The sequence below is a fragment of the Metabacillus sp. FJAT-52054 genome (assembly GCF_037201815.1).
GTDB lineage: Bacteria > Bacillota > Bacilli > Bacillales > Bacillaceae > Metabacillus_B > Metabacillus_B sediminis.
The window spans coordinates 1,017,941-1,041,156 of the sequence record NZ_CP147407.1; the positions used below are offsets into that span (position 1 = coordinate 1,017,941).

Consider the following 23,216-nt stretch of genomic DNA (forward strand, 5'->3'; position numbering starts at 1 on the left):
CTCTCATTTATCTAAGTTGTTTATATTTGGGCAGGTTTAACAGAACCTGAAAATAAAGCATTTGGTGTTTATGAAACATTATTATTACAATGTGGACAGTTATTTGAAGGTTATCCTGAAGAAAAGTACAAGAATAATTATACACATACTTTGAATGGAACTCCCTTTATCTGCTCAAAATGGAAAACATCCGAAAGAATTTTCTATGAAAAATGATCTATATCCTGATTTCTTCCGTTACCTCTATAGACCATTACATTTCCACTTTAGGTACAAAATATGATATTTTTTTCTTAGCCCCCTAAAATAAAGGAGATAACTATGGTCGAAAACAATGATGCCGTACTTTATGAACGGCTTGCTGCAAAAGACAAGCAAGCTTTTGAAACGCTGTATGACCGCTATGAAAAACTGTTATTTTCTTTTGCTTTTAAAATTACGAAAGATCGTGGCTTAGCAGAAGAGGTCATGCAGGATGTGTTTGTTAAGCTATGGAATGGAACACATGCCTTCGAATCTTCTAAAGGAAAGTTTTCTTCATGGCTGCTTACTATTACACGGAATAAGGCGATAGACATGATAAGAAAGTACGCAAAGCACGAGCATGTTGAATTAATGGATAAAGACGCCTTAATCAGCGAAGAAAAACCCGTCGATAAGATCATTGAATGGAAAGAAGACAGAGAATTGATCCGAAGTGCTGTTTCCGAGCTCAATGTGGAACAGCAAAAGGTGATTGACCTTTTTTATTTCAAAGGTTTCAGCCAGCAAAAGATTTCCGAAAAATGCGGAGTTCCTCTTGGAACTGTAAAAGGAAGAATAAGACTCGCACTAAAGCATCTTAGAGAGACATTGGAGAAAGGAGGGAGGTCTGATTATGAAGCCTGAACAGTGCCATCATTTAATTGATTATTTTAACGGAACGATGACGAGCGAAGAATCAGCTGAATTTGAAAGGCATCTGCAGGAATGCAGCGAATGCCGCGAGGAGCTTGCAGAACTTCGTATTTTGACCGAGGACCTTCCTTACCTCTCAGATCCAGTAGAGCCATCGCCAGGACTTAAGAATCGGATTTTGGAAGCCGCATATAGCGAAGGTCAGCCGATTAAGGAAGAACCATCTGAATTTCAAGCCTATAAAGCATCAGCTGAACCACAGATAAAGAAATCAAAGCGCAGCCAGTCTTTAATCATAGGAGGTCTGGCAGCAGGGCTTGTTCTTTCATTGGGTGCGAATATCATTCAGATGTCTGATGATAAAGAAGAACAGCTTGTACAAAGTGAGGTTTTAGAAAGAAAAGTGGCTCTTGCTTCTGTGGAGGGAAATAAGACCTTGAATGCGAATGCCTCTTTCTTAAAGGAAAAGGGCGATCAATTCATGGTTCTGCAGGCAGACGGACTTCCGGAAATTAAGGATGGAGAATTATATCAGGTATGGCTGATAAAAGGGGAAAAACCTGTTCCCGCAGGATATTTTACTCCGGATGAGAAAGGTAATGGAGCACTCGTTTACAAAGTGACAGACGAAGATTTGGATTGGGATACTGTGGCGATTACAGTGGAAAATGAGCCGAATTTGTCTGCTCCTAAAGGGAAAGTTGTTTTAGCAGGAAACATGTAACCGTTAAAGACAGGAGGTGTGTACACCTTCTGTTTTTTTATGAGAAAATAGTCACGATTATTAACTACCCATCATTCTAATGACCTAAACACAAAAATGGTTCATAATGTTCGTTTATTCATTTTAATGGTCTATTTCACCAGATGCCTCCATATGTAATTCAAAGAGGTGATTGGATGAAGGTACTTCTGTTTTGCGATCCTGGCATAGATGATTCCCTGGCAATCATCTATGCCCTGCAGCACCCGCAAATTGAGCTTCTTGGAATTGTGACAAGCTACGGAAATGTATCGAAAAAACAGGCCACATTAAATGCGGCTTATTTGGCCGGGCTTGCCGGGCGTTCTGATATTCCGATTATCTCCGGTGCAGAATTTCCTCTTTCAGGGGAAAATATAATCTATTATCCTGAAATTCATGGGCCAGATGGACTTGGCCCCATCCGTCCGCCATCAACCATTCAAGGGAATTATCAGGGATTCATGTATCTGTACAAAGTGATTGAAGATCACTTGAATGAAATGGTGATTATCGATGTCGGACGAAGCACCTCTCTCGCCGCTGCCTTTAATTTGAACCGGAATCTCATGGAGAAGGTTAGCAGGGTCTATTTGATGGGCGGAGCGTTTCTTACTCCGGGAAATGTGACTCCGCTTGCAGAAGCCAATTTTCATGGAGACCCGATTGCCGCGAACGTTGTTCTTAAATATGCAAAAGAAGTGATTATATCACCCCTGAACATCACCAACCAGGCCATTGTGACAAGAGAAGTGGCTTCTTATATTTATTCTGCGGCTCATTCCGTCTTTAAAGAGCTGATTCCGCCAATTACGGAATATTATGCTGCCTATTACCGTAAAATGAACCCGGGTATGAGAGGCGCTCCTGTTCATGATGTAATGCCGTTCTATCATCTATTGAATCCTTCTTTTGTCATTACAAAAGAGCGCAAGGTCACCGTTTTGACCTGTGAGGATGGAAGAGGAACGAGTGTTGCGGATTTAAGGAATTCAAGCAAAAACGATGGCAGCCGGAGACATATAGGTTTGCAGTTTGATTACCGGCACTTCATTTCAGATTTTATTAAAACAATGACGGTATGATGGGCTATAATAAACGAAATACAAATTGCTGGAGGAATCATGAACTATTTTGCCATCGGACTTGCAGGCGCTGCAGGCGCGCTTCTTAGATACGCTACAGGTCTTGCGGGAAGTGCAGCAGGTTTTCCCGCGGGAACGTTCATTGCCAATATGACCGGATGCTTTCTATTAAGCTTTTTAACCGCGGCTGTGTTTAAAATGGACAACTTCCCTAAAAAGATGGCTGCACCTATTGGAACAGGTTTGATTGGTTCTTATACTACTTTTTCCACTTTCAGCGTTGAGGCTGTAAAGCTATTGGACAAGGGGGATGTGCAAATGGCATTGCTCTATATCGGAGGGAGTGCAATCTTAGGTCTCCTTTTTTCCATCACGGGTATGATTGCAGGCAGTGCCTTCTTAGAAAGGGTGGTGCGGGAATGATCGATTTTTTATCCATAGCTGGAGGCGGATTCCTTGGAGCGATTTCACGTTACGCTGTGAGCCGGAAATGGAATAGGACCTTACTTCCTTATGGCACCCTGATCGTTAATTTATCAGGTGCCTTTATTCTCGGCCTGATAGCAGGAAGCGGGCTTACCGGACATTATTTTCTCTTTGCTGCAACAGGATTTCTTGGAGCGTTTACTACGTTATCAACCTTAAATCTTGAATTGGCAAAGCAAGTGATGGAGAGAAAGTATAAAGTGTTTTTAATTTATGCTGGCATGACATACATAGGCGGTCTGCTGCTTGCATTTGCTGGATTTTGGATTGGAAATAGTATGTAGAGGACAGTGGAGGCTGTCTTTTTTTTTGCTCCAAGTAAAAATATGAGTCAGTCCACCAGCTGAAATTATGGTGATATTCAAATGGATATTAGAATGAGGGGATTCCGATAGGAAGAGATGAAGGTCTACAGCCTCCCATCACCTTCACACTTGGAATTAAACTGGCTGCACTTGTCATGGTCGTTCCAGAGTGGCTTACGTTATGGATTGCTATTTTTGCAGATATGGGCGCGGCACTTCTGGTTACACTGAATGGATTAAGGCTGCTTAAGGTAAAGGACCGCTAATTACAGAATGATGGAACCGGATCAGTATTCCGGTGCTATTTGTATAGGAATCCTGCTGCGAAACGGCGGTGGAAGTGATTGTTTAGGTTAATTGCTGACAAATTGAAGATAATTGCTGACTTGCAAAAATAATGGCTGAATAGTCAAAAGAAGAGGGCCCGCAAGCATGGCCCAACTCCTCTTACTGTTCCAATACATAAGGAATGGATGATTTCAGCAGCCCTTTTATTCCTCTAGGATGATAAGGCATCAAGCGGTCGGCTGTTTCCCAGTCCATCCAGGCGGTTTCATCAATGGTGTCAGTATCTTGAATTGCGATTTGCCCGCTCCTGATTTCTGCTTTAAACGTAAAGAAGAGAGCGTGAACTTCCATATTTTCGAGGGTAGACTCGTTCACGGAGAGCAGGTCGCCTATTTGAACAGTAAGCCCTGTTTCCTCAAAGGCTTCCCGCTGCGCTGCAAGAGTGAGTGTTTCTCCTTTTTCCACCGCGCCGCCAGGCATTGACCAATCATCCCGTTTGCTGTTTTTCACCATTAATATCTTCTCTTTTTCCTCATCACAGATTAAAGAATAGACTACATCTACCCGTTCCATATGAAATCCTCCTCATTATCAAACGCATCAGGCTGTACATTCCCCGTTTCTTCCTAATCTGCTGATGCCAGGAATACCCTTCGAATAGCGTTTCATTTCACTTCGTTTTGAACGGGAGGAATTCCTGCTTTCATGCAAAAAAGTGCGGGGATGCCCCGCACTTCGGATTAAAACTTTAATGTTTCTCCATCTTCCGGAATCAAAGCCTTATCAGACCATTCTTTAGCAGAAAGAAACTCCTTCAAATCCGCTCTTGTTAGCAGGCAGTGATTCAATGTTTCCATGTGGGAGACAACAATAATGGATTCCGGAGCAGCATGATGGATCTGCTCAATATCGTCTTTATCCATCGTAATCGTACCGCCCTCAAGGAACTGTGCTGCCCCTCCATTTACTGCAATCACTTTAGGATGATGCTTTTGAATGGCTTCCTTCACGTCTTCGCACCAGACAGTATCTCCCGCGATATACAATGATTTTTCATCTGGATGGCTGAAAACGACTCCTGAAACCTGGCCCGTCATCTTGGTGATTTCACCTCTGCCATGCTGGCCGCTCGTTTTTGTAATCGTGATGTCTCCAATGGTAATGGACTGCCCAAGAGATTGCGCATGAACAAAACCATCTTGGCGAATGGATGCGGCATCATTTTCGTTTTGAGCGTAAATGCTGATTTCCTTCGGTAAGGCTTTTTTAGCTGCGTCATCATAATGATCTGGATGCAGATGAGTAACAATCACTGCATCTGCTTCAATGATTTCTTCAATTGATACGGGCAGGCCGACCATTGGATTGCGTTTATCCTGGTTGGGGGTGTTGGGAAACGGAGGCATGGCTCCTTTATCAGCTAGAAAAGGGTCGATTAGAAAGGTTTTCCCTGCATATTTTACAACTAATGTAGCATTGCGGATTAGACGAATCTCCATTTCAAGTTCCTCCTTTTGTATGATTCTCCTATAGGATAATATAAGAAGGGATATGACATACATAGATAAAATCAAGAGTTTGCACCGATATACTTGAATTGTGAAAGAGGTGGGAGAATTGCTTGATCAAACCGATCAAAGGATTGTATACGAGCTTACGAAGAATGGGCGTATTACCATGAAAGAATTAGGAGAAAAAGTTCATTTAACGGGGCAAGCTGTTTCTTCAAGGGTAATTAAGCTTGAAGAGGAGGGGGTCATTGAAGGCTACACAATCAACCTTAATGAAAAGAAAGCAGGATACTCCATTCACGCTTTCCTAAACATATATACAAACAGCTTCAATCACCAGCCTTATTTAAATTACCTTTCTAGTCAGAAGGAGTATGTGCTGAAAAATTTTAAGATCAGCGGAGATGGCTGTTATTTGCTTGAGTGCCGGTTTAAGGGAAATGATGAACTGGATGCCTTCTTAACGGGGTTAACCAGGCACGTAAATTACAAGCTGTCCATCGTCATAAATGCGACACAAATTGTGTAAATTTTGCGTTACATTTAATAGGCAATTATCCTCTCCTCAAATGTCCATGCTACTATAAAGGTGGATTATTATAACGGAGGACTTTCAGATGAAATCGCGTCTTAAAATTTGGCTTGAAATTTTACTTGTATCCTCTAAGCTCGGATTGACGTCCTTTGGCGGTCCGGTTGCCCATTTAGGGTATTTTCGGGAGGAGTATGTCAAAAAGAAAAAATGGCTGGATGACCAGTCTTATGCGGATATTGTAGCTCTGTGCCAGTTTCTTCCGGGGCCGGCGAGCAGTCAGGTCGGACTTTCCATCGGGCTGCTCCGGGGTGGCCTTGTAGGCAGTTTTCTGTCATGGTTCGGCTTTACCATGCCCTCGATCCTTATCCTGATTGTATTCGCTTATTTGTTTAAGGGGACGGATGTTCATGAGGCGGGCTGGCTTATGGGGCTGAAAATTACAGCGGTAGCCGTAGTGGCGCAGGCTGTAATGGGGATGGGAAAGTCACTTGCACCGGACAGGCCGCGGATCACAATTGCGGTTCTCGCTGCAGTCGGTGCCCTTTTCGTTCCATCCGCTTGGGGTCAGCTTGCAATTATTGCAGGATCTGCTGTTGCAGGTTATTTGCTTTATAAAAGAGAAGAAGTGCCTGAGGTCCCTAAGCTTATTCTTACAATCGGCAAAAAAACAGCTTCAGCTTCACTTTTATTATTTGGTTTGCTGCTTGTTCTCCTGCCCATCATCCGGCAAACATTCTCCGGGACCTATATCGCTCTATTTGACGTATTTTACCGGGTTGGTTCCCTCGTATTCGGCGGCGGTCATGTCGTCCTGCCGATGCTTGAAAAAGAGGTGGTTCCTGCAGGCTGGATGACACAGGATGTGTTTCTTGCGGGATACGGGGCTGCACAGGCAGTTCCAGGTCCTCTTTTTACATTCGCTGGTTATGTGGGCGCAATCATCTCTGGAGTTCCAGGGGCTTTGATCGCAACTGCGGCTATGTTTCTGCCTTCATTTTTGCTCGTCATCGGAGTTCTTCCTTTTTGGAGCAGCATCCGCGGAAAAAAGGGAGTGCAGGCAGCCCTCATGGGTGTAAATGCGGCGGTCGTTGGTATTCTGCTTGCCGCCCTGTATGATCCTGTTTTTACAAGTGCTATTCATTCAGCGTCTGCATTTGCACTCGCCTTGGTCTCTTTTGCCCTTCTTGTTTATTGGAAGCTGCCGCCTTGGCTTGTCGTGGGACTTACCATAATTGCCGGCACACTGATGGAGCAAATTGGAGTGCTTTAGAAAAATATTATGATATACTAACCGGCAAAGGAAGGTGATTTTACATGAATAGTAAACAGTCCATCCTGAAAAAAGTTGTGGATTATGCAAAAAAGAATCCTGAGCAGACAAAAAAAGCAATCAGCATGGTTACAAAAACCTTAAAAAACCGAAAAAAATAAATGTGCAGATGGCCTTCCCGGTCATCTTTTTTTGTCCTCATAATATCACCTCTTTTTGGAAAAATAACAGTATCTATTTATTTTGAAAAGAGGAAATCAGTATGAAACCAATGTCTTCGTCCGAATTAGCAAATTTATGGTCCACTTATCAGAAAAAGACGATGCTTCTCCGCATCATGGAACACGCATTGGATGTAACAACCCAAAAGGACATTACGTCGATCCTTCAATATGCCTATCAGGAAGAAGTGAAATTTGTAAAAGAAATCGCTCAGCTTTTTCAAAAGGAAGGCGCTGCAATTCCTGAGGGGTTTGATGAAACGGATGTGAACCGAAAGGCGGAAAGGCTGTTCGATCAGTACTTCTATATCCGCTTTCTGCGGATGCTGATGAAGCTTGGAATCGGGCTGAATGCTGTGCACCTGTCAATGGTGTATCGAAATGATATTCACGACTTCTTTTCGAGAACGTCTGCCCATTCCAACAAAGTGTTCGGTATGTGTACAAATTGCCTCCTGCAGGTAGGGAACGGCGCCATTCCACCGGTAATCGGGATGCCGGATCATCCTAAATATGTTGTAAATGAAAGGTATTTATCCGGATTTCATTTTGGCAAAAGAAGATTGAATGCTACCGAACTTTCCATCATCTATCACATTGTGGAAAACAACAACTTCGGTGCCCAGCTGATGAAAGGGTTAAGGAAAGTAGCGAAAGAACCGGAAGTGAAAATGTATTTAAAGAAAGGCGAACAGCTTGCTATTGATTTGTATCAATCCTATGGGAAGCTGATGGAACATAGTGGAATCCCTGTCTCAGCCTTGCCTGGAGCAGTCATTTCTGAAACAAAGACCGCTCCATATTCAGATAAACTGATTATGTATTTAATCAACTTGTTAAGCAGTTTGGGGTTGACAAGCAACGCACTTGGAACAACCTACAGTTTGCGCCCGGATCTTCCTCTGAAAATGGCAATTGCTGCACGTGATATTTATTCATTTGCAAAAGAAGGCGGGAAAATCATGGTAAAGCATCAGTGGATGGAAGAAATTCCGGAAGCTGTGATAAAGAGATAGTTGACGTTTTTTTACTGCATGTTATGATGAACCTGGAAAATAAAATACCGCATTGCCACTAGGGGAGCCCATAACGTGGGGCTGAGACCGGAGTATGCTCCGGGACCCTTGGAACCTGATCTGGTTTGAACCAGCGGAGGGAAGTGGGAGATTCTTAATCTTTCCCGCTCTTATCCGTTAAGAGCGGTTTTTTATTTTTACATAAGAAGCAGGGGGAATTCAAACATGACATCTTTTACAGAAAAGTTAAGAAAAGTAACCGATTCAATTTGGGAGGCAAACTTCAACCATCCTTTTGTAAGGGGAATCGGCGATGGTACGCTCCCGCTTGAAAACTTCCGTTACTATGTCATGCAGGATGCCTATTACTTATCCCATTTTGCCAAAGTTCAGGCACTCGCTGGCGGAAAGGCTGACGACCTTCATGTAACAGCGCGAATGGCCTTCCATGCGCAAGGAACCTACGAAGCGGAGCTATCGCTTCATGAGAAATTCTCAACTCTGCTCGGAATTACAGAAGAAGAAAAACGGGCCTTTGAACCATCACCAACCGCATATGCCTACACATCCCACATGTACCGTTCCGCAATCAACGGAAGCCTTGGGGAAATCATTGCCTGCATCCTGCCGTGCTATTGGATTTACTATGAAATCGGTGAGAGATTGAAAGAGTGTAAGCCTGAAGAACCGATTTATCAGGAATGGATCGCGGCTTATGGAGGAGAATGGTTTAAAGAACTTGTATTTGAACAGCTAGAGCGACTGGACCAGCTTGCCCTGGAGGCATCTGAAAAAGAACGACAGAAAATGATCCGCCATTTCACAATCAGCTGCAAATACGAACTGTCATTTTGGGAAATGGCCTATACGATGGAACAATGGCCGGATACGGAAGCAGTTGAAGTACAGTAAGAGGGGAATTGACTGCATGGGAGTGTCCGATATCGAACCATGAACGTCCGATAGAAAGAGCGGAGTGTCCGATATCCGTGCGCGAGCGACCGATATCCCCCTCGCGAGTGTCCGATAAAAAGCAGAGTGACCGATATCGAACCATGAACGTCCGATAAGAAGAGTGGAGTGTTGGATATCCGTGCGCGAGCGACCGATATCTCCTCGCGAGTGTCCGATAAAAAGCGAAGTGACCGAAATCGAGCCATGACCGTCCGATAAAAAGAGCGGAGTGTCCGATATTCGTGCGCGAGCGACCGATATCTTGTCACGAGTGTCCGATAAAAAGCGGAGTGACCGATATCGAACCATGAACGTCCGATAAGAAGAGCGGAGTGTCCGATATCCGTGCGCGAGCGACCGATATCTCCTCGCGAGTGTCCGATAAAAAGCGGAGTGACCGATATCGAACCATGAACGTCCGATAAGAAGAGTGGAGTGTCCGATATTCGTGCGCGAGCGACCGATATCTTGTCACGAGTGTCCGATAAAAAGCGGAGTGACCGATATCGAACCATGAACGTCCGATAAGAAGAGTGGAGTGTCCGATATTCGTGCGCGAGCGACCGATATCTTGTCACGAGTGTCCGATAAAAAGCGGAGTGACCGATATCGAACCATGAACGTCCGATAAGAAGAGTGGAGTGTCCGATATTCGTGCGCGAGCGACCGATATCTTGTCACGAGTGTCCGATAAAAAGCGGAGTGACCGATATCGAACCATGAACGTCCGATAAGAAGAGTGGAGTGTCCGATATTCGTGCGCGAGCGACCGATATCTTGTCACGAGTGTCCGATAAAAAGCGGAGTGACCGATATCGAACCATGAACGTCCGATAAGAAGAGTGGAGTGTCCGATATTCGTGCGCGAGCGACCGATATCTTGTCACGAGTGTCCGATAAAAAGCGGAGTGACCGATATCGAACCATGAACGTCCGATAAAAAGAGCGGAGTGTCCGATATCCGTGCGCGAGCGACCGATATCTTGTCACGAGTGTCCGATAAAAAGCGGAGTGACCGATATCGAACCATGAACGTCCGATAAGAAGAGTGGAGTGTCCGATATTCGTGCGCGAGCGACCGATATCTTGTCACGAGTGTCCGATAAAAAGCGGAGTGACCGATATCGAGCCACCAACGTCCGATAAAAAGAGCGGAGTGTCCGATATCCGTACGGGAGCGGCCGATAACCCCTCGCGAGTGTCCTGCCACCAAAGAGCTAAAAGTCTCTCCGCAAAAAAAGCCGGCTTCCAACAGGAGGCCGGCCTTTTCTCAATCAATTAATCAATCACTTCATCATCAAATGGGTTAATAACGTAAATATAGCCGTGGGCCAGATCAATTCGGAGGATCCATTCCCATGGAACATCCAGTCTTTTATAAATAGCTTTCCAAAACTCAGCGGATTTTGTTTCAAATTCCAAGTATTCCTGCAGCAGCTCCTTATAGGAAGCTCCCTGAATCTGGATGTTTGAATCCATTAGACGCATGTGGGCTAGGTGCCTGCACTCCAATTCCTGGGCCATCTGAAGCTCTTCCTGTGTGGCTGTTCCAATAACGGTACCGTCCTCAGGTATTGCCGCAAAAACGTTTACATTTTCATCTACTGTCACTGGCTGTTCGTCGAAGCGCATGAGTCATTTCCTCCTTGTTTTGGAATAGGATGGTTCTCCACTATCATACATGAAAAGTTTCAATAATGACATGGATAATCATTAGGTTTGACCAAGGATATTTCGGGAAAACAGGCAGTACGGACATTAGACATATCATCAATGAATAGGGAGGCGCTTCTTTATGTTCGAGCTTCGGGACGTCCTTACATTGCTATGGTCACTTTGCATTGTTTTGCCGATCGCATCATTTGTTCATCAATTAGGCCATACTGTTATGGCGCTTGCCTTTGGCGGAAAAGGAACATTCACAATTGGTAGAGGAAAGCCGCTTTTTACGTTTAAAAATCTGACGGTAAAACGTCTTTATTTTTTGGATTCTTTTTGCCAGTATGAAGGTCTTAGGTATGATAATCGTGCTACTCATGCCATGGTGTATGGAGGGGGAGCGCTTTTTAATCTTCTTTCCATTCTGCTTGTGAACCTGCTTATTGTGCATAATGTATTGGAGCCTCATTTATTTTTCTATCAGTTTGCTTACTTTTCAAGCTACTATGTTATTTTTGCTTTACTGCCTGTCCGATACTCAGACGATCATCCAAGTGATGGAATGGCAATTTACGAAGTTCTCCGTCATGGGCGCAAATGTGATCCTATTGATTAGATAAAAAAACCGCCATTAGGCGGCGATTCAAATCTTTGTTAAATAATATAAAAACCAGACAGCATGGTTTTGCTCGTCCGCAGCCGCTCTTTTGAAAATGCGCTTTATGTACGCATTCGTGGCTTTATCTGAGATATCCAGATAGAAATCAACGGTTTCCTGTTCATCCTTGAAAGCGGCATTAAGCCCTTTCTCATAGGTTGAGGGACATTCTTCAATTTGCTTCGGCTTATGCTGGCGTCCTGTCAGCGACAGATAAATCTGCGAAAACTCCTCATAATGCCTTCTTTCATCCTTTTGAATTTCAAGAATTTTTTCCCTCTGTTCCTGCGTCGGTGCTTGCTTTGCCAGTACTTCATAGCAATTTATCGCGCTGTATTCTCCATCAATTGCCTTGGCTATTTCTTTAGCAAGCAATGCATTCTGGTTCATTTGGCGCTGATATTCTTCGTAATATTGATACTGCATCTCCTTGATCCCCCTTAAAGTTAAGCTTGATAAAATATATGACAGTAATTACAAATTAGTAGTGAAAAGGTTCTGAACATTCTATATAATAAATGCTAATATCAGCAAGGGGATGTGTTGAAAAGCAATGATAACCGTTGTTAAAGCAGGACTTGAGCACATTCAGGGAATCATTCGTGTTTGTTCTGAAGGGTACAGGAACACATATAATGAAACGCATTCCAAAAAGTATATAGAACGTACCATTTCCGAATTTTATAATGCAGAGCGGGTGGCAAAGGAAATACAAGAAACTGACCGTCATTGGAACGGCTGGTATGCGGCAATTGGTGAGAATGGAGTAGCAGGAGCCGGCGGTGGAGGGATGACTGCCGAACACACTTCTGAGCTTTTCGTTCTTTATCTGGATCCCGCCAAAAGAAGACAGGGGATTGGCACGCTGCTTCTTAATGCCATTACAGAGGAACAAATTCAAACATATGGGGCACAGGAACAGTGGGTATCCGTGGATGAACAGAACCAGAAAGGAATACCGTTCTACAAAGCTAAGGGATTTATCGTTTAGGATTGCGTGCCTTCCTATTCACAGACAGAGACTGAAAACTATTATTCTTTGAGGTGCAAGAGAGAGCTATAAGGGGGGCTTCATAATGATTAGGCAACTAACAGAAAAAGACCATGAACAATGCTATTCCTACGTTTCCGGCAAGCCTGCTGAAAACTTGTTTATAATAGGGGACATCGAAGCATTCGGGTACAATGAGCCTTTTCAGAAGGTTTGGGGCGATTTTAATGAGGATGGCGAGCTTCAGGGGATTCTATTAAAATATGAAGCGAATTATATCCCTTTTTCCCATGGGGATTTTGATGCCGGCGGCTTTGCCGGAATTATGAAGGCGGACCCGGAATGGGGTATTCTTTCAGGTCTTGAGGAGGTAACGGTCAAACTGGAGCCGTTCCTTGAACGGCGCGCTGAGAAACGTGTGCTGTATTATGCAAAATGCGTGAAGCTTGAGGAGACGTTCAGTCATCGTCCTGGAGTAACCGTAAAAAAGGCAGGGATTGAAGATACAGAACGGATTCTGGAGCTGCATAAACAGATTGAAGAATTTACTTCAGCGGGAGAGAGTGTGGAAAGCAAGCGCCGAAACATGGAAAAGGGCGCTTCAAGAACGTATTATGTGGAGGAAGAAGGAAGGATGGTCAGCGCCGCCTCTACTGCAGCTGAAAACAGCCTCTCAGCGATGGTGGTCGGTGTCTGTACGCTCAATGACCATAAGCGGAAAGGCTATGCCACTCAGTGCATGCTTGAGCTATGCGGTCACGTACTGAGTGAGGGACGCGAGCTCTGCTTGTTTTACGATAACCCGGAAGCCGGCAAAATCTATAAACGCATTGGATTTAAGGATATTGGGATGTGGACGATGTATGAATGTTCATAAACGAACGGGCTGCCTATTGCTTAGGCAGTTTTTTTTACGATAAGAAAGTATAAATTTTGTCCATTTCCAGGGCACAGCCCCTTGAGGTATGGGAGGCACGCAGGACGTTGCGCATACAGCAGAACTTCATTCCCTCAAGGCGTTTTCACTTTTCTAAATGCCGGAGTCTTTTCTCTCATACATTAAGAAGGAATCCGACTATCGAACGATTGATTAAGAGAATCATTTTCATTATGATTAATGAGATTGATTCTCATTATCGAAAGAAAGAGGGCTATCACGAATGAACCACATACATAATGCTCAGAAAGGGATTCTCGATCGGTTGATGCAATGTCTGCTTCGGGAAAAGCTTATACCCTATAAAGAAGAAGAGGGTGCTATAAATATTGAACTTTCTAAGGATTCATCTATCCGCATAGGGGTAAAGAGAAAGTTTTATTTAAACAGGATTGAAATTTCCGATGTTTCCTATATTCTGTCCTCGGGAACGACCCGGATTGAAACTCCTGAACAGCTGATTCATCTGCTGCAATTATATGGTCTTTTTCCGGAATCAGAGGAGGCAGCAGTATTTAGCAGGGAACTGCAGAATAGTACAGAAAATTACCAGCTTAGTTTGAAGGAGTTTTCCAAAAGACAGAAAAGCTGGCTTCCGTATATGGAGCAATATGATAACCCAATCAGCTGGATTCATCAGCTTGCCGTTGAAAATGAGACGTTTAGTCCGTTGGCATTTTTTGAACAGCTTGCCATTCATGGTCATACTCTCCACCCCTGTACAAAAACAAAAATGGGGATGAGTTTAGAAGAGGCCGCTGTTTACTCTCCTGAATGCGGCGGTATGCCTGAGATTGTGTACGCAGCGGTTCATAAAAGCAGGACCGCAGCCAGCCTTTTGAAGGGGACTGAGATTAAAACTCTTCTGTTCCAGCAGAATGACGCGCTTGAAGAAGCATTCAGAAACGAACTGGATAGCCAGTCTCTGGATCCTGAAGAATATGAATTGCTTCCGCTTCATCCATGGCAGGCTGAGCATGTTATACCTGAGCTTTATTATGGGGAACTACAAGACCGTCTTGTTGTGCTGATTGAGGGGATAAAGGAGCCGGCATTTGCCCTTGCTTCATTGCGCACCCTTTTACCGGCAGCACAGGGACGCAAGAATCCGTATCACCTGAAAACAGCAATCAGAGTTCAGGCAACAAGTGCCGTTCGAACCGTATCGCCTGCGTCAGCGAGCCATGGACCTAAATTTACACAGCTGTTTCAGGAGTTAGCAAATCGTCCTGATTTTCCTGAAACTCTGATTTTAGTTAAAGAAGAGGGCGGCATTCATTTCAAGGATCAAGGTTCCTCAGATGAACGGGAAAAAAACCTGGCTGCGATGATTAGGGAAAATCCTGAAGTCTATACGGATTCCGCAAATGGAGAGCTAGCCATCCCCGGCGTAGCTTTAATCTCTGATTCACCATTCGGAAATGGATCTCTTCTTACTGAAGCAGTTCGTTTATACAAAAATAGCAAAGATTCAGGGAGTCTTGAGGTAGCCGCAGAGGACTGGATCAGGGATTATTCAAGGCTGCTCTTCCAATCCGTTCTTCCAGTGATGACCCGTTACGGTATCGCTTTGGAAGCACACTTGCAAAACAGCATCCCGGTATTGAAGCATGGGGCGCCGGTCAAATTAATTGTCAGAGACTACGGCGGAATTAAACTTTATAACAAGCGGCTTCAAAAAACAGGACTTGAATTCGTCTTTCAGATGGAAACCCATGTGGAAGCACTAAATGCCGAAGCCCTTCAGGATACCGTTTCACATGCAATCATTCAAAATCACCTTGGCGAGCTGATCATAACACTCGTTAAGGAACTGAATATAAAAGAAGAAAAATTTTGGGAAATTGCCTCTGAAGAGATGGATCTTGTTTGGAATTCACTCTATGATGATCCCGACGCTCCGGCAGACAGGCAGGCGATGATGGAAAGAGAATTGTCTCTTAAAAGCCTTGTGGGAATGAGGCTTAAGCATACGATTGATAATACGTACACGAAGGTGCCCAACCCCTTTGCTGCCGTAAAAGAAGGAGGAAGCAAACGTGCTGAATTACAGAATTGACTCAAAAGCGGGCGAAAATCCATTTGCACGGGAGACGCTGAACTATTTGGAGCAGCAGCTTCCTCATTTAAAGAATTCCTATCTGGAACAGCTGCCAAGTGCAGAGGAAGCAATCTTGCATAAATGGATGGAGTCTCTTTTAAGGGAGGACATCCTGAATATGAGAAGCGAAGCGGTAGAATGGGAACAGAAGATATCTGGCCAGGATGCTTCTGGAAAGCCTTCCACTTTTCTCTCCATCCAGCTGAATGACCGGGCGAGCCTTATTGCAGCATGCACTGGCCGGCATGCCTTTAATCGTATTATGGTTAGCGGCCTTTTTCTTTTAAAGGATGGATTGATTAAGATTAAATCGTGTTCAGAGCTGCTTGAATTGCTCAAAAACAGGCATCCCCGTTTTTGGGAGTTTGGAGGAAGCTGGGAAACCTATGCAGAGGAGCTGATGAATGGAAGTGCGAATCTGGCTTTGACTTATGCTGTATTTGAGGAGATGAAAGGCAAGCTTCCCAGACAGGAAAGCTTCTACAGCTATGCTGAAAAATTATCGAAGCCAGCTTTGTTTTTTGAACAGCTTTGCATAGAGGGCCATCACCTTCATCCAGGAACAAAGACAAAACTGGGCATGCAGGCAAAGGATGTATTTGACTATTCACCCGAGCTGGGAGGAAGGGTTAGCATCCGATTTGTCCTGGGAAAAAAAGAAGCGTTTATGTGGAAGGTGCAATCAAATCGAGAACCGAATGAGTTTTTGTTCTCCAAGCTGCCCGGTTTGGAAGCAACAGTGGAAAAAGAGTGCCGCAGGAGAGGATTGCTGCTCGATGAATGGGTTGTCATTCCGGTCCATCCATGGCAAATGAAACATATGCTGCCTGAATTGTTCGGAAACGAGATGGATTCCGGTATGATTCAGGAGCTTGATCTTATATGGGAGGCTTATCCTACGACCTCTTTTAGAACCGTCATTCCAAAAGGGAGTGATTTGTTTATTAAGCTTCCTGTGCACTCACAGATGACGTCAACAAAGCGCTCTGTTTCAGCTCAAACCGCATGCAACGGTCCTGCAGTCTCTGCGTTATTTGATGACATTTTAAACAGAGAAGGTCAATTGAAGGATACCTTTATCCCCATTCCTGAAACATATGGTGTGGCTTTTAAGGATGAAAATCCATTAAAGAGCCGGAACATGACAGCGATGCTGAGAAGCGGTTTGGATCCATTTGTCCATGGCGATGAAATTCCTGTAGTTGCCTCATCGTATAACAGTCCGTCTCCATTTTCTGAAAAGCTGGTTCTTGAGGAAATCTATGAAGAATACTGCCGCAGGGAAGGGCTGAATTCAAAAGAGGCTTTTGAGCCGTTTTTAAAAACTTACTTCTCTGTTGTACTGCCAGGGACCTTGACACTTATGACGCGATACGGAATCGGGCTGGAAGGGCATATGCAGAATTCAATCGTGTCCTTCAGCGGCGGAAAACCTGTTAAATATCTGTTCAGAGACTGGGGAGGGGCGCGAATATATAAGGAGCGTCTAATCAAGCAGAAGCTCAGCCTGGAGCTGCTTCCGGGCTCTGTGACCGTTACAGAATCATTGGAGGAAATGCGCAGCAAGATGCACTATACGGTGTTTCAAAGCCATTTTGGTGAGGTAATCCGCATATTGGCAAGCTTCACCGGTTCAGAGGAAGCCCTTGCATGGAAATGGCTTGGCGAGGAAGCGGACCGGACCCTTGAATCCATTGGCGGAATGGATGCAGCGGAAGACCGGGCGTTTCTTTTCAGCCCAGTTGTTAAGCACAAGGCGCTTTCTTCCATGAGGCTGTTCCCCGATCATGAAGGGTATGTATATGTGGAAGCGCCGAATCCGCTTGCAGAGGCGTGTGAGAAAAAGTGAAAACATTTCCCGCTGCCTCTGCGTTCCGTTCAAAAGGTTACCGGCTTTTTTATGTATCAGGATTTGCAAGCAGATTGTGGGAGTGGGCGGATTTCACCGTTTTAAATTGGGCCGTTTTGCAAATGACACATTCCCCTTTATACTTGGGTCTTGTTAACGTATGCCGGCTTATTCCGATTTTTCTTTTTAGCCTGACCGGGGGCATTCTTGCCGACCGGTTTCCCAAAAAACGGCTGCTGCTCATAAGCCAGCTGCTCATGTTCGGATCCACTGTCTGGCTTATTTCAGAATGGGGAGGGCCAATGCCCCTCATTTTATCCATAGTATTTATCCGTTCAGCCATTCAGTCCATTGAAGCACCGATCCGAAATGCATATGTGGCAGATTTAACTGGAAAAGAACAGCTCACGAGCGCTGTAGCCCATTACAGTTCCATGATTCACTTAGCGAGATTAATCGGGCCGGCCGCTGCCGGTGTTCTGCTTGGATCCATGGCTCCAGAGCCTCTATTTACTCTCATACTTGGGCTGCTTGTCATTTCATGGATGGTCATGCTGTTTGTTCCGCCTGGGAGTGCGGTGTCTGTGAAAAAGGACAAGCCGAAGGGCTCCAGTTTGAAAGATGCCATTACATATGTGAAAAAAGATACATGCATTCAAGGGCTGCTCCTGCTGTCAGTTATCCCGATGACCTTTGGCTTCCCGTATTCCTCTATGCTGCCGATTTTTGCAGACTCTCTGATGAATATTGGGCCCGAAGGATTTGGCCTGCTGCTCTCGCTGTCATCGTTTGGTGCGATTATCGGGACGTGGATTTTAACCGCCGGCTGGATTCGTTCAGGCCACTGGACGATGATTGGGTCTTCGGTTCTGTTCGGATTATTTATCATCGGCATGATTATGGCGGCGGAAAGCACCTATCTGCTATTTGCAATTGTCTTCATGATGGGGCTTTTCGGACAAGTATACCGAACACTGAATCGAATATCCCTGCAGCACTACGTACCATCCCATTATCGCGGGAAAATTTTAAGCATTGCGCTGATGGACAGAGGATTTATTTCGCTTGGTACGATGATGTTTACCCTTCTTGCAGAGTGGAATGTTTATTGGAGTGGCATTCTCATGGGGTTATCATGCTGTGCTCTGACGATGATCATCGGTGTGATTTTCAGCCGACCGCTTGAAAAGATGCATAACGAAGTTGGAGGATTATAATGTCATCTGCTGAACAGATTAAAACGGAAATTTTAAAAATGAAATCAGCGCGGCACCCTTTCTGCGCCTATATATATGATATTAAAGGGCTTGAGGAGCATGCGCTTAGTCTGGCAGCATCCCTCCCTGAGCAGGTCAGCCTTTACTATGCGATGAAGGCAAATCCTGATCCGGTCCTGATTCATGCGATTCAACGCCATGTAAAAGGATTTGAAGCGGCGTCACTTGGGGAGCTGGACAAGCTTACAGCATTTCCAGACCATCAAAAGGTGATAAGCGGACCGGCGAAAACGGATGAATTTCTGAAAGCTGCGATTGCCCGGGATATTCGGATGATTCACGCGGAAAGTCTTTGGGAGGTTGAACGGATTCATCTTATTGCCCAGCTGCTCGGAAAAAAAGTACGCATTGCTCTCAGAATTAATTTGGAGGCTGCAATTGGGAAAGCGCGGCTGACAATGGCTGGCAAGCCCACTCAGTTTGGAATTGACGAAACTAGACTTCCTGAGATCATGGAAATGATAAAACAGCTTCCGTTTGTTGAAATTACCGGCTTTCACTTTCATTCTGTCTCCAACAATCTGGATGCCAGCGCCCATTTGGCTTTTGTCAGCCAATGCTTGATGAAAGCGAAGGAGTGGGAGGCGCAGTATCATTTAGATTTAAACTATGTCAATTTTGGCGGCGGAATCGGGATTCACTATGAAAAACAGGATGAGCCATTCCATTGGGCAGCGTTTTCGCAAGGCATACATGAACTGATGACTCACGCGCCATCCAATTGGGAGCTGGTGTTTGAATTGGGCAGGTACCTGGCAGCACCTTTCGGATATTATGCCGCAGAGGTGATGGATGTTAAGGAAAACCATGGCCAAGCTTATGTAACGGTCAGAGGAGGATCCCACCATCTTCGCCTTCCGGCTGCTTGGAAAATGAGCCATCCTTTTGAAGTGATAGCGGTTGAGGAATGGGAGTATCCGCTCAGCCGTCCTGAACTTCGTGAGAAGGAAGTTTGGATTGCAGGGGAGCTCTGCACACCGAATGATGTTTTAGTAAGGGGCGAATTCTGCACCAATATTCGGGTAGGAGACATCGTTCTTTTCCACTTTGCAGGAGCTTACGCCTGGACGATTTCCCATCACGATTTCTTAAGCCACGGGAAGCCTCAGATGATTTATATTTGAAAAGGGCTTCCTAAAAAGACGTGAGAGGATCATATGATTGAATTTGAAATCCGCGGAGCTGTTTAAGCATTCCGTGGATTTGTTTTTTTAAATAGATATTTTGAACAATTACAGGTCATTCTGCATCGAAAATCAGCCTAAACAAATCCAATTTCAATAAGCAAAAGGAGCTTTGAAAATCAATTAGTGGAGAGCTTCTAAGCTGCTTCAGAAGATATATTTAAATAATAAATATTTTATCTGAATATATTTTGTAAACGTTTTAATTTGCTGCATCACACTTATTTTCGAAAAAGCTATTAAACTATCAGTCATCTTCTCCGATGTAATAACTATCAATCTTGGAGGTGTATGAATGCTCATACTAGAAAATAGTATAGTGTCCCCGCTATTAATCGAAACCGCATTGCGCCTGGAAATTCCAATCTATTACAGTGCCGATCAGCGTGAATTTTATTTGGAAAATCATTCAAAGCTATTAACCAATTCAGAAAGCTGTTTGCCGGTTCTGGAAAAGTACAATCCAAAACATCCCCACACTGTCTCCTCAAAGCTTGTAAAAAATAAAGCGAAATTCAGAGAACTTCTATCTTCAGTAAATGAAAATTATTATTTCCATTTAGTTACATTGAAGGAATTAACAGACGTAGATGTGAAAACCATACCGTTCCCGGTCGTGATTAAGCCTAACAAGGGCTATGGAAGCATAGGGGTTTATTTTGTCAAGGAAGAAAATGATTGGGATACAGCGGTAAACAGCCTTTATGCTGATATGCTGTTATCGAAAAATACATATTCTGATACGGTCATCGATGGAGAAGAAATTCTTATTGAAGAGTGGATTGATGGGGAAGAGTATGCAATCGACTGTTATTTTGATGAGGAAGGAAACCCGATTATCCTTAATATCCTTCAGCGGATTTTTGCTAATGAAAAAGATACATCCGATCGTATTTACTTCACATCAGCAAACGTCATTCAGGAAGTAAAAGATGAACTATCATCATACCTGCAGAATTTAAATAAACATTTGAACCTTTTAAACTATCCTTTTCATCTGGAAGTACGGCGCAGTTCAAAAGGGATCCTGCCCATTGAACTGAATCCTTTGCGGTTTGCAGGTGCGGGAACCACAGATATAAGCACCCACGCGTTTGGAATTAATGGTGCGGAATGCTATTTTCTTAATCAGGAACCTCAATGGAACGAAATTTTAAGAAGCGATGATCAAAACATATATGGATTCTTTTGCGCGGAAATCCCGAATGATATAAGCAAACCACTAATTCAAACCATACGACATGAAAAGCTTAAAGAAGAATTCAATGAAATTTTGGAATACAGAGAACTCCATGCAGACGGAGATCGTACTTTCGCTGTCATCTTCTTTAAATCCAAATCTATGAACGAGCTTGAATACCTGCTGAACCTGGATTTATCTGTATACATCGAAATGAAACAAGTTGAGGAGAACGTCATATGAAGCGGGTAAACCTGAATCCTAAAAAATCCTTGCAAGTGCAATTATTTTTAAACTTTATTATTCCGTTTATCATCATGGGAGTGCTTGTGTTCGGATTTGTGAAATATTTAACAGATTATATTATTAATGAACACGTTCTTCCTCAGTTTGACCAAATATTAGAGATCAACGGTGAAAGCCTCGCTGGCTCCATTAATGAGACGGCTGTCAATAAAGCGATTGAAAATCCGGCACAAAACGGGGAATTAGTGAGATTTCTTGACACCTTCATTGAAGGTAAAGAAGGGATCGAATATGTATACGTGCTGACGAAGCAGAATAATAAAGATTACATCGTTGGCTTAAACGGCAGCGGCGACGCAATGGTTGAATCGCCATTTACACCTTCACAAGAAGAAGCATTTACATCAGGAAAAACCGTCCTTACTGATATTTACGAGGATAAATGGGGGAGCCATAAATCATATTTCATTCCTCTTGAAAACTCCAACGCCATTATCGGGGTGGACATGAGTACAAATTTTATTGAAAAACTGCAAACAGCCATCAACTTTTTTCAACTTATCTTCTTAGCTGCATCAATCACTTTAGGGGGAATTTTGGCGTTCTTCTTTGGACGCCGATTGATTAAGCCGATTCAGCTCCTGCTCGCTTCAATGAACAAAATCAGCAACGGAGACCTGACTGAGAGTATATCGGTGAAAAGACAGGATGAGATCGGCAGGCTCGCTCAAAACTTTGAAGAGATGAGAAAAAGCCTGGTAACCATAATCAGGAGTGTAAAGACGAACTCCAGCCAAATTAATGAAAACAGTCTGGAATTGGTTCAGTCTTTTGATGAGCTTGTGGATGCTGCATCTCAAATAGCGGCCGGAACCGGTGAAGAAGCAAAAGCTGCAGAGGTACAGGCGCTGCACATCGAGAAAATATCGCAAGGCATCTCGCTGATGTCAGATAAAATTCAGTCCGTGAGTAACGAAACGAATGCGATTGGCCATTTTACAAAGCATACAGGTGAAATTGCGGAGAAGGGATCTTCACAAATAGCAGATATCGCTAAACAAATAAACCGTATTCAGGAAAATAGCGACATAAGCCAGGAGAGACTTGGGCTATTAAAGGAAAAAGTCTATCAAATCAACCAGGATATTAAATTAATCAAAGATGTCGCAGATCAAACCAATCTCCTTTCGTTGAACGCATCCATTGAAGCGGCGAGGGCAGGGGATGCCGGAAAAGGATTCTCGGTAGTGGCTCACGAAGTTCAAAAGCTTGCAGGACAAACAGAAGGCACGGTTAAAACCATTGATTCAATTCTGAGAGAAATCACAGACCATTGTATTCAAATGGTCACATCCAATAATGAGGACAATCAGGAAATTCAAAAAGGTGTTCAGCTGATCACGGTAAGCGGGGAGCTCTTCGGTCAGATATTCGAAGCTGTAAACACCTTGACGAACCAGGTAGATTCCATGGTAGAGAGTGTGGATGATATCACTAAAGCCTCCACTGAATCATCCCAATCTGTCCATGAAATAGCAGCAATCTCTGAAGAAAGAGTGGCAACGATCGAAGAAATCTCTGCCTCCTCTCACCAACAGAGCACGACAGTCGGTCAGTTAAAAGAGAAAAACCGTGAATTGCAGGAAATGGCCCACTCACTAAGTGAATTAGTGGAAAAGTTTACTGTCCAATAGTGAATAGACAAGGATCTGTCCGTTTTCAAAGATGCGCCCTCTGTTTAAACTGTAGCCAGGATTTCGTTAATGGATGCTCAAGGTTCAGCATGTCGGGCGTTGACGGCTCCTCCGGGGTCTCACTGTTCCG

General features: G+C 44.0%; 22 protein-coding genes and 1 riboswitch. Of the genes, 18 read left to right on the forward strand and 4 right to left on the reverse strand.

Translation table 11 applies throughout. The features are described from left to right. Window positions 1–321: 321 nt before the first annotated feature. The 5 genes from WCV65_RS05515 to WCV65_RS05535 all read left to right on the forward strand — a co-directional run bounded on the left by WCV65_RS05515 (window position 322) and on the right by WCV65_RS05535 (window position 3,494). On the forward strand, window positions 322–888 hold the full coding sequence (locus WCV65_RS05515; RefSeq protein WP_338780685.1) for an RNA polymerase sigma factor: 567 nt from the start codon (window positions 322–324) through the stop codon (window positions 886–888). Then, window positions 878–1,621 (forward strand): anti-sigma factor, encoded by a 744-nt coding sequence (locus WCV65_RS05520; RefSeq protein ID WP_338780686.1) that lies wholly within the window; start codon window positions 878–880, stop codon window positions 1,619–1,621. Before WCV65_RS05515 ends, WCV65_RS05520 begins: the two co-directional genes overlap by 11 nt. Window positions 1,622–1,797: 176 nt before the next feature. Beyond that, window positions 1,798–2,724: a nucleoside hydrolase gene (locus WCV65_RS05525; RefSeq protein WP_035405591.1), complete on the forward strand. Its 927-nt coding sequence runs from the start codon at window positions 1,798–1,800 to the stop codon at window positions 2,722–2,724. Between the two features lie 39 nt (window positions 2,725–2,763). Further along, complete coding sequence (locus tag WCV65_RS05530; protein WP_035405593.1) at window positions 2,764–3,147, forward strand: CrcB family protein; 384 nt, start codon at window positions 2,764–2,766, stop codon at window positions 3,145–3,147. Continuing rightward, entirely contained in the window at window positions 3,144–3,494 is a 351-nt protein-coding gene (locus WCV65_RS05535) for a CrcB family protein (RefSeq protein ID WP_338780690.1), read from the forward strand. Before WCV65_RS05530 ends, WCV65_RS05535 begins: the two co-directional genes overlap by 4 nt. 468 nt (window positions 3,495–3,962) lie before the next feature. Here WCV65_RS05535 and WCV65_RS05540 read toward each other — a convergent pair whose 3' ends face one another. Then, complete coding sequence (locus WCV65_RS05540) at window positions 3,963–4,376, reverse strand: NUDIX hydrolase (protein WP_338780692.1); 414 nt, start codon at window positions 4,374–4,376, stop codon at window positions 3,963–3,965. Between the two features lie 167 nt (window positions 4,377–4,543). Continuing rightward, window positions 4,544–5,302, reverse strand: a complete 759-nt coding sequence (locus WCV65_RS05545) for an MBL fold metallo-hydrolase (RefSeq protein WP_338780694.1) — start codon at window positions 5,300–5,302, stop codon at window positions 4,544–4,546. A gap of 118 nt (window positions 5,303–5,420) precedes the next feature. Between WCV65_RS05545 and WCV65_RS05550 the strand changes: the two genes are divergently transcribed. From WCV65_RS05550 to tenA, 4 genes are all read left to right on the forward strand, one after another. Further along, window positions 5,421–5,843 (forward strand): Lrp/AsnC family transcriptional regulator, encoded by a 423-nt coding sequence (locus tag WCV65_RS05550; RefSeq protein WP_338780696.1) that lies wholly within the window; start codon window positions 5,421–5,423, stop codon window positions 5,841–5,843. A gap of 88 nt (window positions 5,844–5,931) precedes the next feature. Further along, window positions 5,932–7,119: a chromate efflux transporter gene (chrA, locus tag WCV65_RS05555; RefSeq protein WP_338780698.1), complete on the forward strand. Its 1,188-nt coding sequence runs from the start codon at window positions 5,932–5,934 to the stop codon at window positions 7,117–7,119. A gap of 262 nt (window positions 7,120–7,381) precedes the next feature. Next, a complete protein-coding gene (locus WCV65_RS05560) occupies window positions 7,382–8,356 on the forward strand; it encodes a DUF3231 family protein (protein WP_338780700.1) in 975 nt (324 codons plus the stop codon). 50 nt (window positions 8,357–8,406) lie between these two features. Further along, window positions 8,407–8,515: riboswitch (TPP riboswitch) on the forward strand. 66 nt (window positions 8,516–8,581) lie between these two features. Continuing rightward, window positions 8,582–9,268, forward strand: a complete 687-nt coding sequence (gene tenA, locus WCV65_RS05565) for a thiaminase II (protein ID WP_338780702.1) — start codon at window positions 8,582–8,584, stop codon at window positions 9,266–9,268. Window positions 9,269–10,588: 1,320 nt separating this feature from the next. Here the strand turns inward: tenA and WCV65_RS05570 are convergent. Beyond that, window positions 10,589–10,942, reverse strand: a complete 354-nt coding sequence (locus tag WCV65_RS05570) for a hypothetical protein (RefSeq protein ID WP_035405608.1) — start codon at window positions 10,940–10,942, stop codon at window positions 10,589–10,591. A gap of 163 nt (window positions 10,943–11,105) precedes the next feature. On the opposite strand from WCV65_RS05570, the gene WCV65_RS05575 reads away from it, so the two are divergent. Further along, complete coding sequence (locus WCV65_RS05575) at window positions 11,106–11,585, forward strand: hypothetical protein (protein WP_035405610.1); 480 nt, start codon at window positions 11,106–11,108, stop codon at window positions 11,583–11,585. Window positions 11,586–11,612: 27 nt separating this feature from the next. Here WCV65_RS05575 and WCV65_RS05580 read toward each other — a convergent pair whose 3' ends face one another. Then, complete coding sequence (locus WCV65_RS05580; protein ID WP_082883796.1) at window positions 11,613–12,053, reverse strand: ferritin-like domain-containing protein; 441 nt, start codon at window positions 12,051–12,053, stop codon at window positions 11,613–11,615. 127 nt (window positions 12,054–12,180) lie between these two features. Between WCV65_RS05580 and WCV65_RS05585 the strand changes: the two genes are divergently transcribed. From WCV65_RS05585 to WCV65_RS05620, 8 genes are all read left to right on the forward strand, one after another. Further along, the gene (locus WCV65_RS05585) at window positions 12,181–12,618 is read left to right on the forward strand and encodes a GNAT family N-acetyltransferase (protein WP_338780704.1); all 438 of its coding nucleotides are present in this window, start codon (window positions 12,181–12,183) and stop codon (window positions 12,616–12,618) included. An 85-nt stretch (window positions 12,619–12,703) separates the two neighbouring features. Next, window positions 12,704–13,495, forward strand: a complete 792-nt coding sequence (locus WCV65_RS05590; protein WP_338780706.1) for a GNAT family N-acetyltransferase — start codon at window positions 12,704–12,706, stop codon at window positions 13,493–13,495. A gap of 283 nt (window positions 13,496–13,778) precedes the next feature. After that, the gene (locus WCV65_RS05595) at window positions 13,779–15,614 is read left to right on the forward strand and encodes an IucA/IucC family protein (RefSeq protein WP_338780709.1); all 1,836 of its coding nucleotides are present in this window, start codon (window positions 13,779–13,781) and stop codon (window positions 15,612–15,614) included. Next, a complete protein-coding gene (locus tag WCV65_RS05600; RefSeq protein WP_035405618.1) occupies window positions 15,595–17,505 on the forward strand; it encodes an IucA/IucC family protein in 1,911 nt (636 codons plus the stop codon). The genes WCV65_RS05595 and WCV65_RS05600 overlap by 20 nt, the downstream gene beginning before the upstream one ends. Beyond that, on the forward strand, window positions 17,502–18,722 hold the full coding sequence (locus WCV65_RS05605) for an MFS transporter (protein ID WP_338780712.1): 1,221 nt from the start codon (window positions 17,502–17,504) through the stop codon (window positions 18,720–18,722). Before WCV65_RS05600 ends, WCV65_RS05605 begins: the two co-directional genes overlap by 4 nt. Next, on the forward strand, window positions 18,722–19,906 hold the full coding sequence (locus WCV65_RS05610) for a type III PLP-dependent enzyme (protein WP_338780714.1): 1,185 nt from the start codon (window positions 18,722–18,724) through the stop codon (window positions 19,904–19,906). The genes WCV65_RS05605 and WCV65_RS05610 overlap by 1 nt, the downstream gene beginning before the upstream one ends. 355 nt (window positions 19,907–20,261) lie before the next feature. Further along, window positions 20,262–21,389 carry an ATP-grasp domain-containing protein gene (locus WCV65_RS05615; RefSeq protein WP_338780716.1) on the forward strand — a complete coding sequence of 376 codons (1,128 nt, stop codon included), beginning with the start codon at window positions 20,262–20,264 and terminating at the stop codon, window positions 21,387–21,389. Beyond that, window positions 21,386–23,086, forward strand: coding sequence for a methyl-accepting chemotaxis protein (locus WCV65_RS05620; RefSeq protein ID WP_338780718.1), 1,701 nt, complete (start codon window positions 21,386–21,388; stop codon window positions 23,084–23,086). The genes WCV65_RS05615 and WCV65_RS05620 overlap by 4 nt, the downstream gene beginning before the upstream one ends. Window positions 23,087–23,216 lie beyond the last annotated feature (130 nt).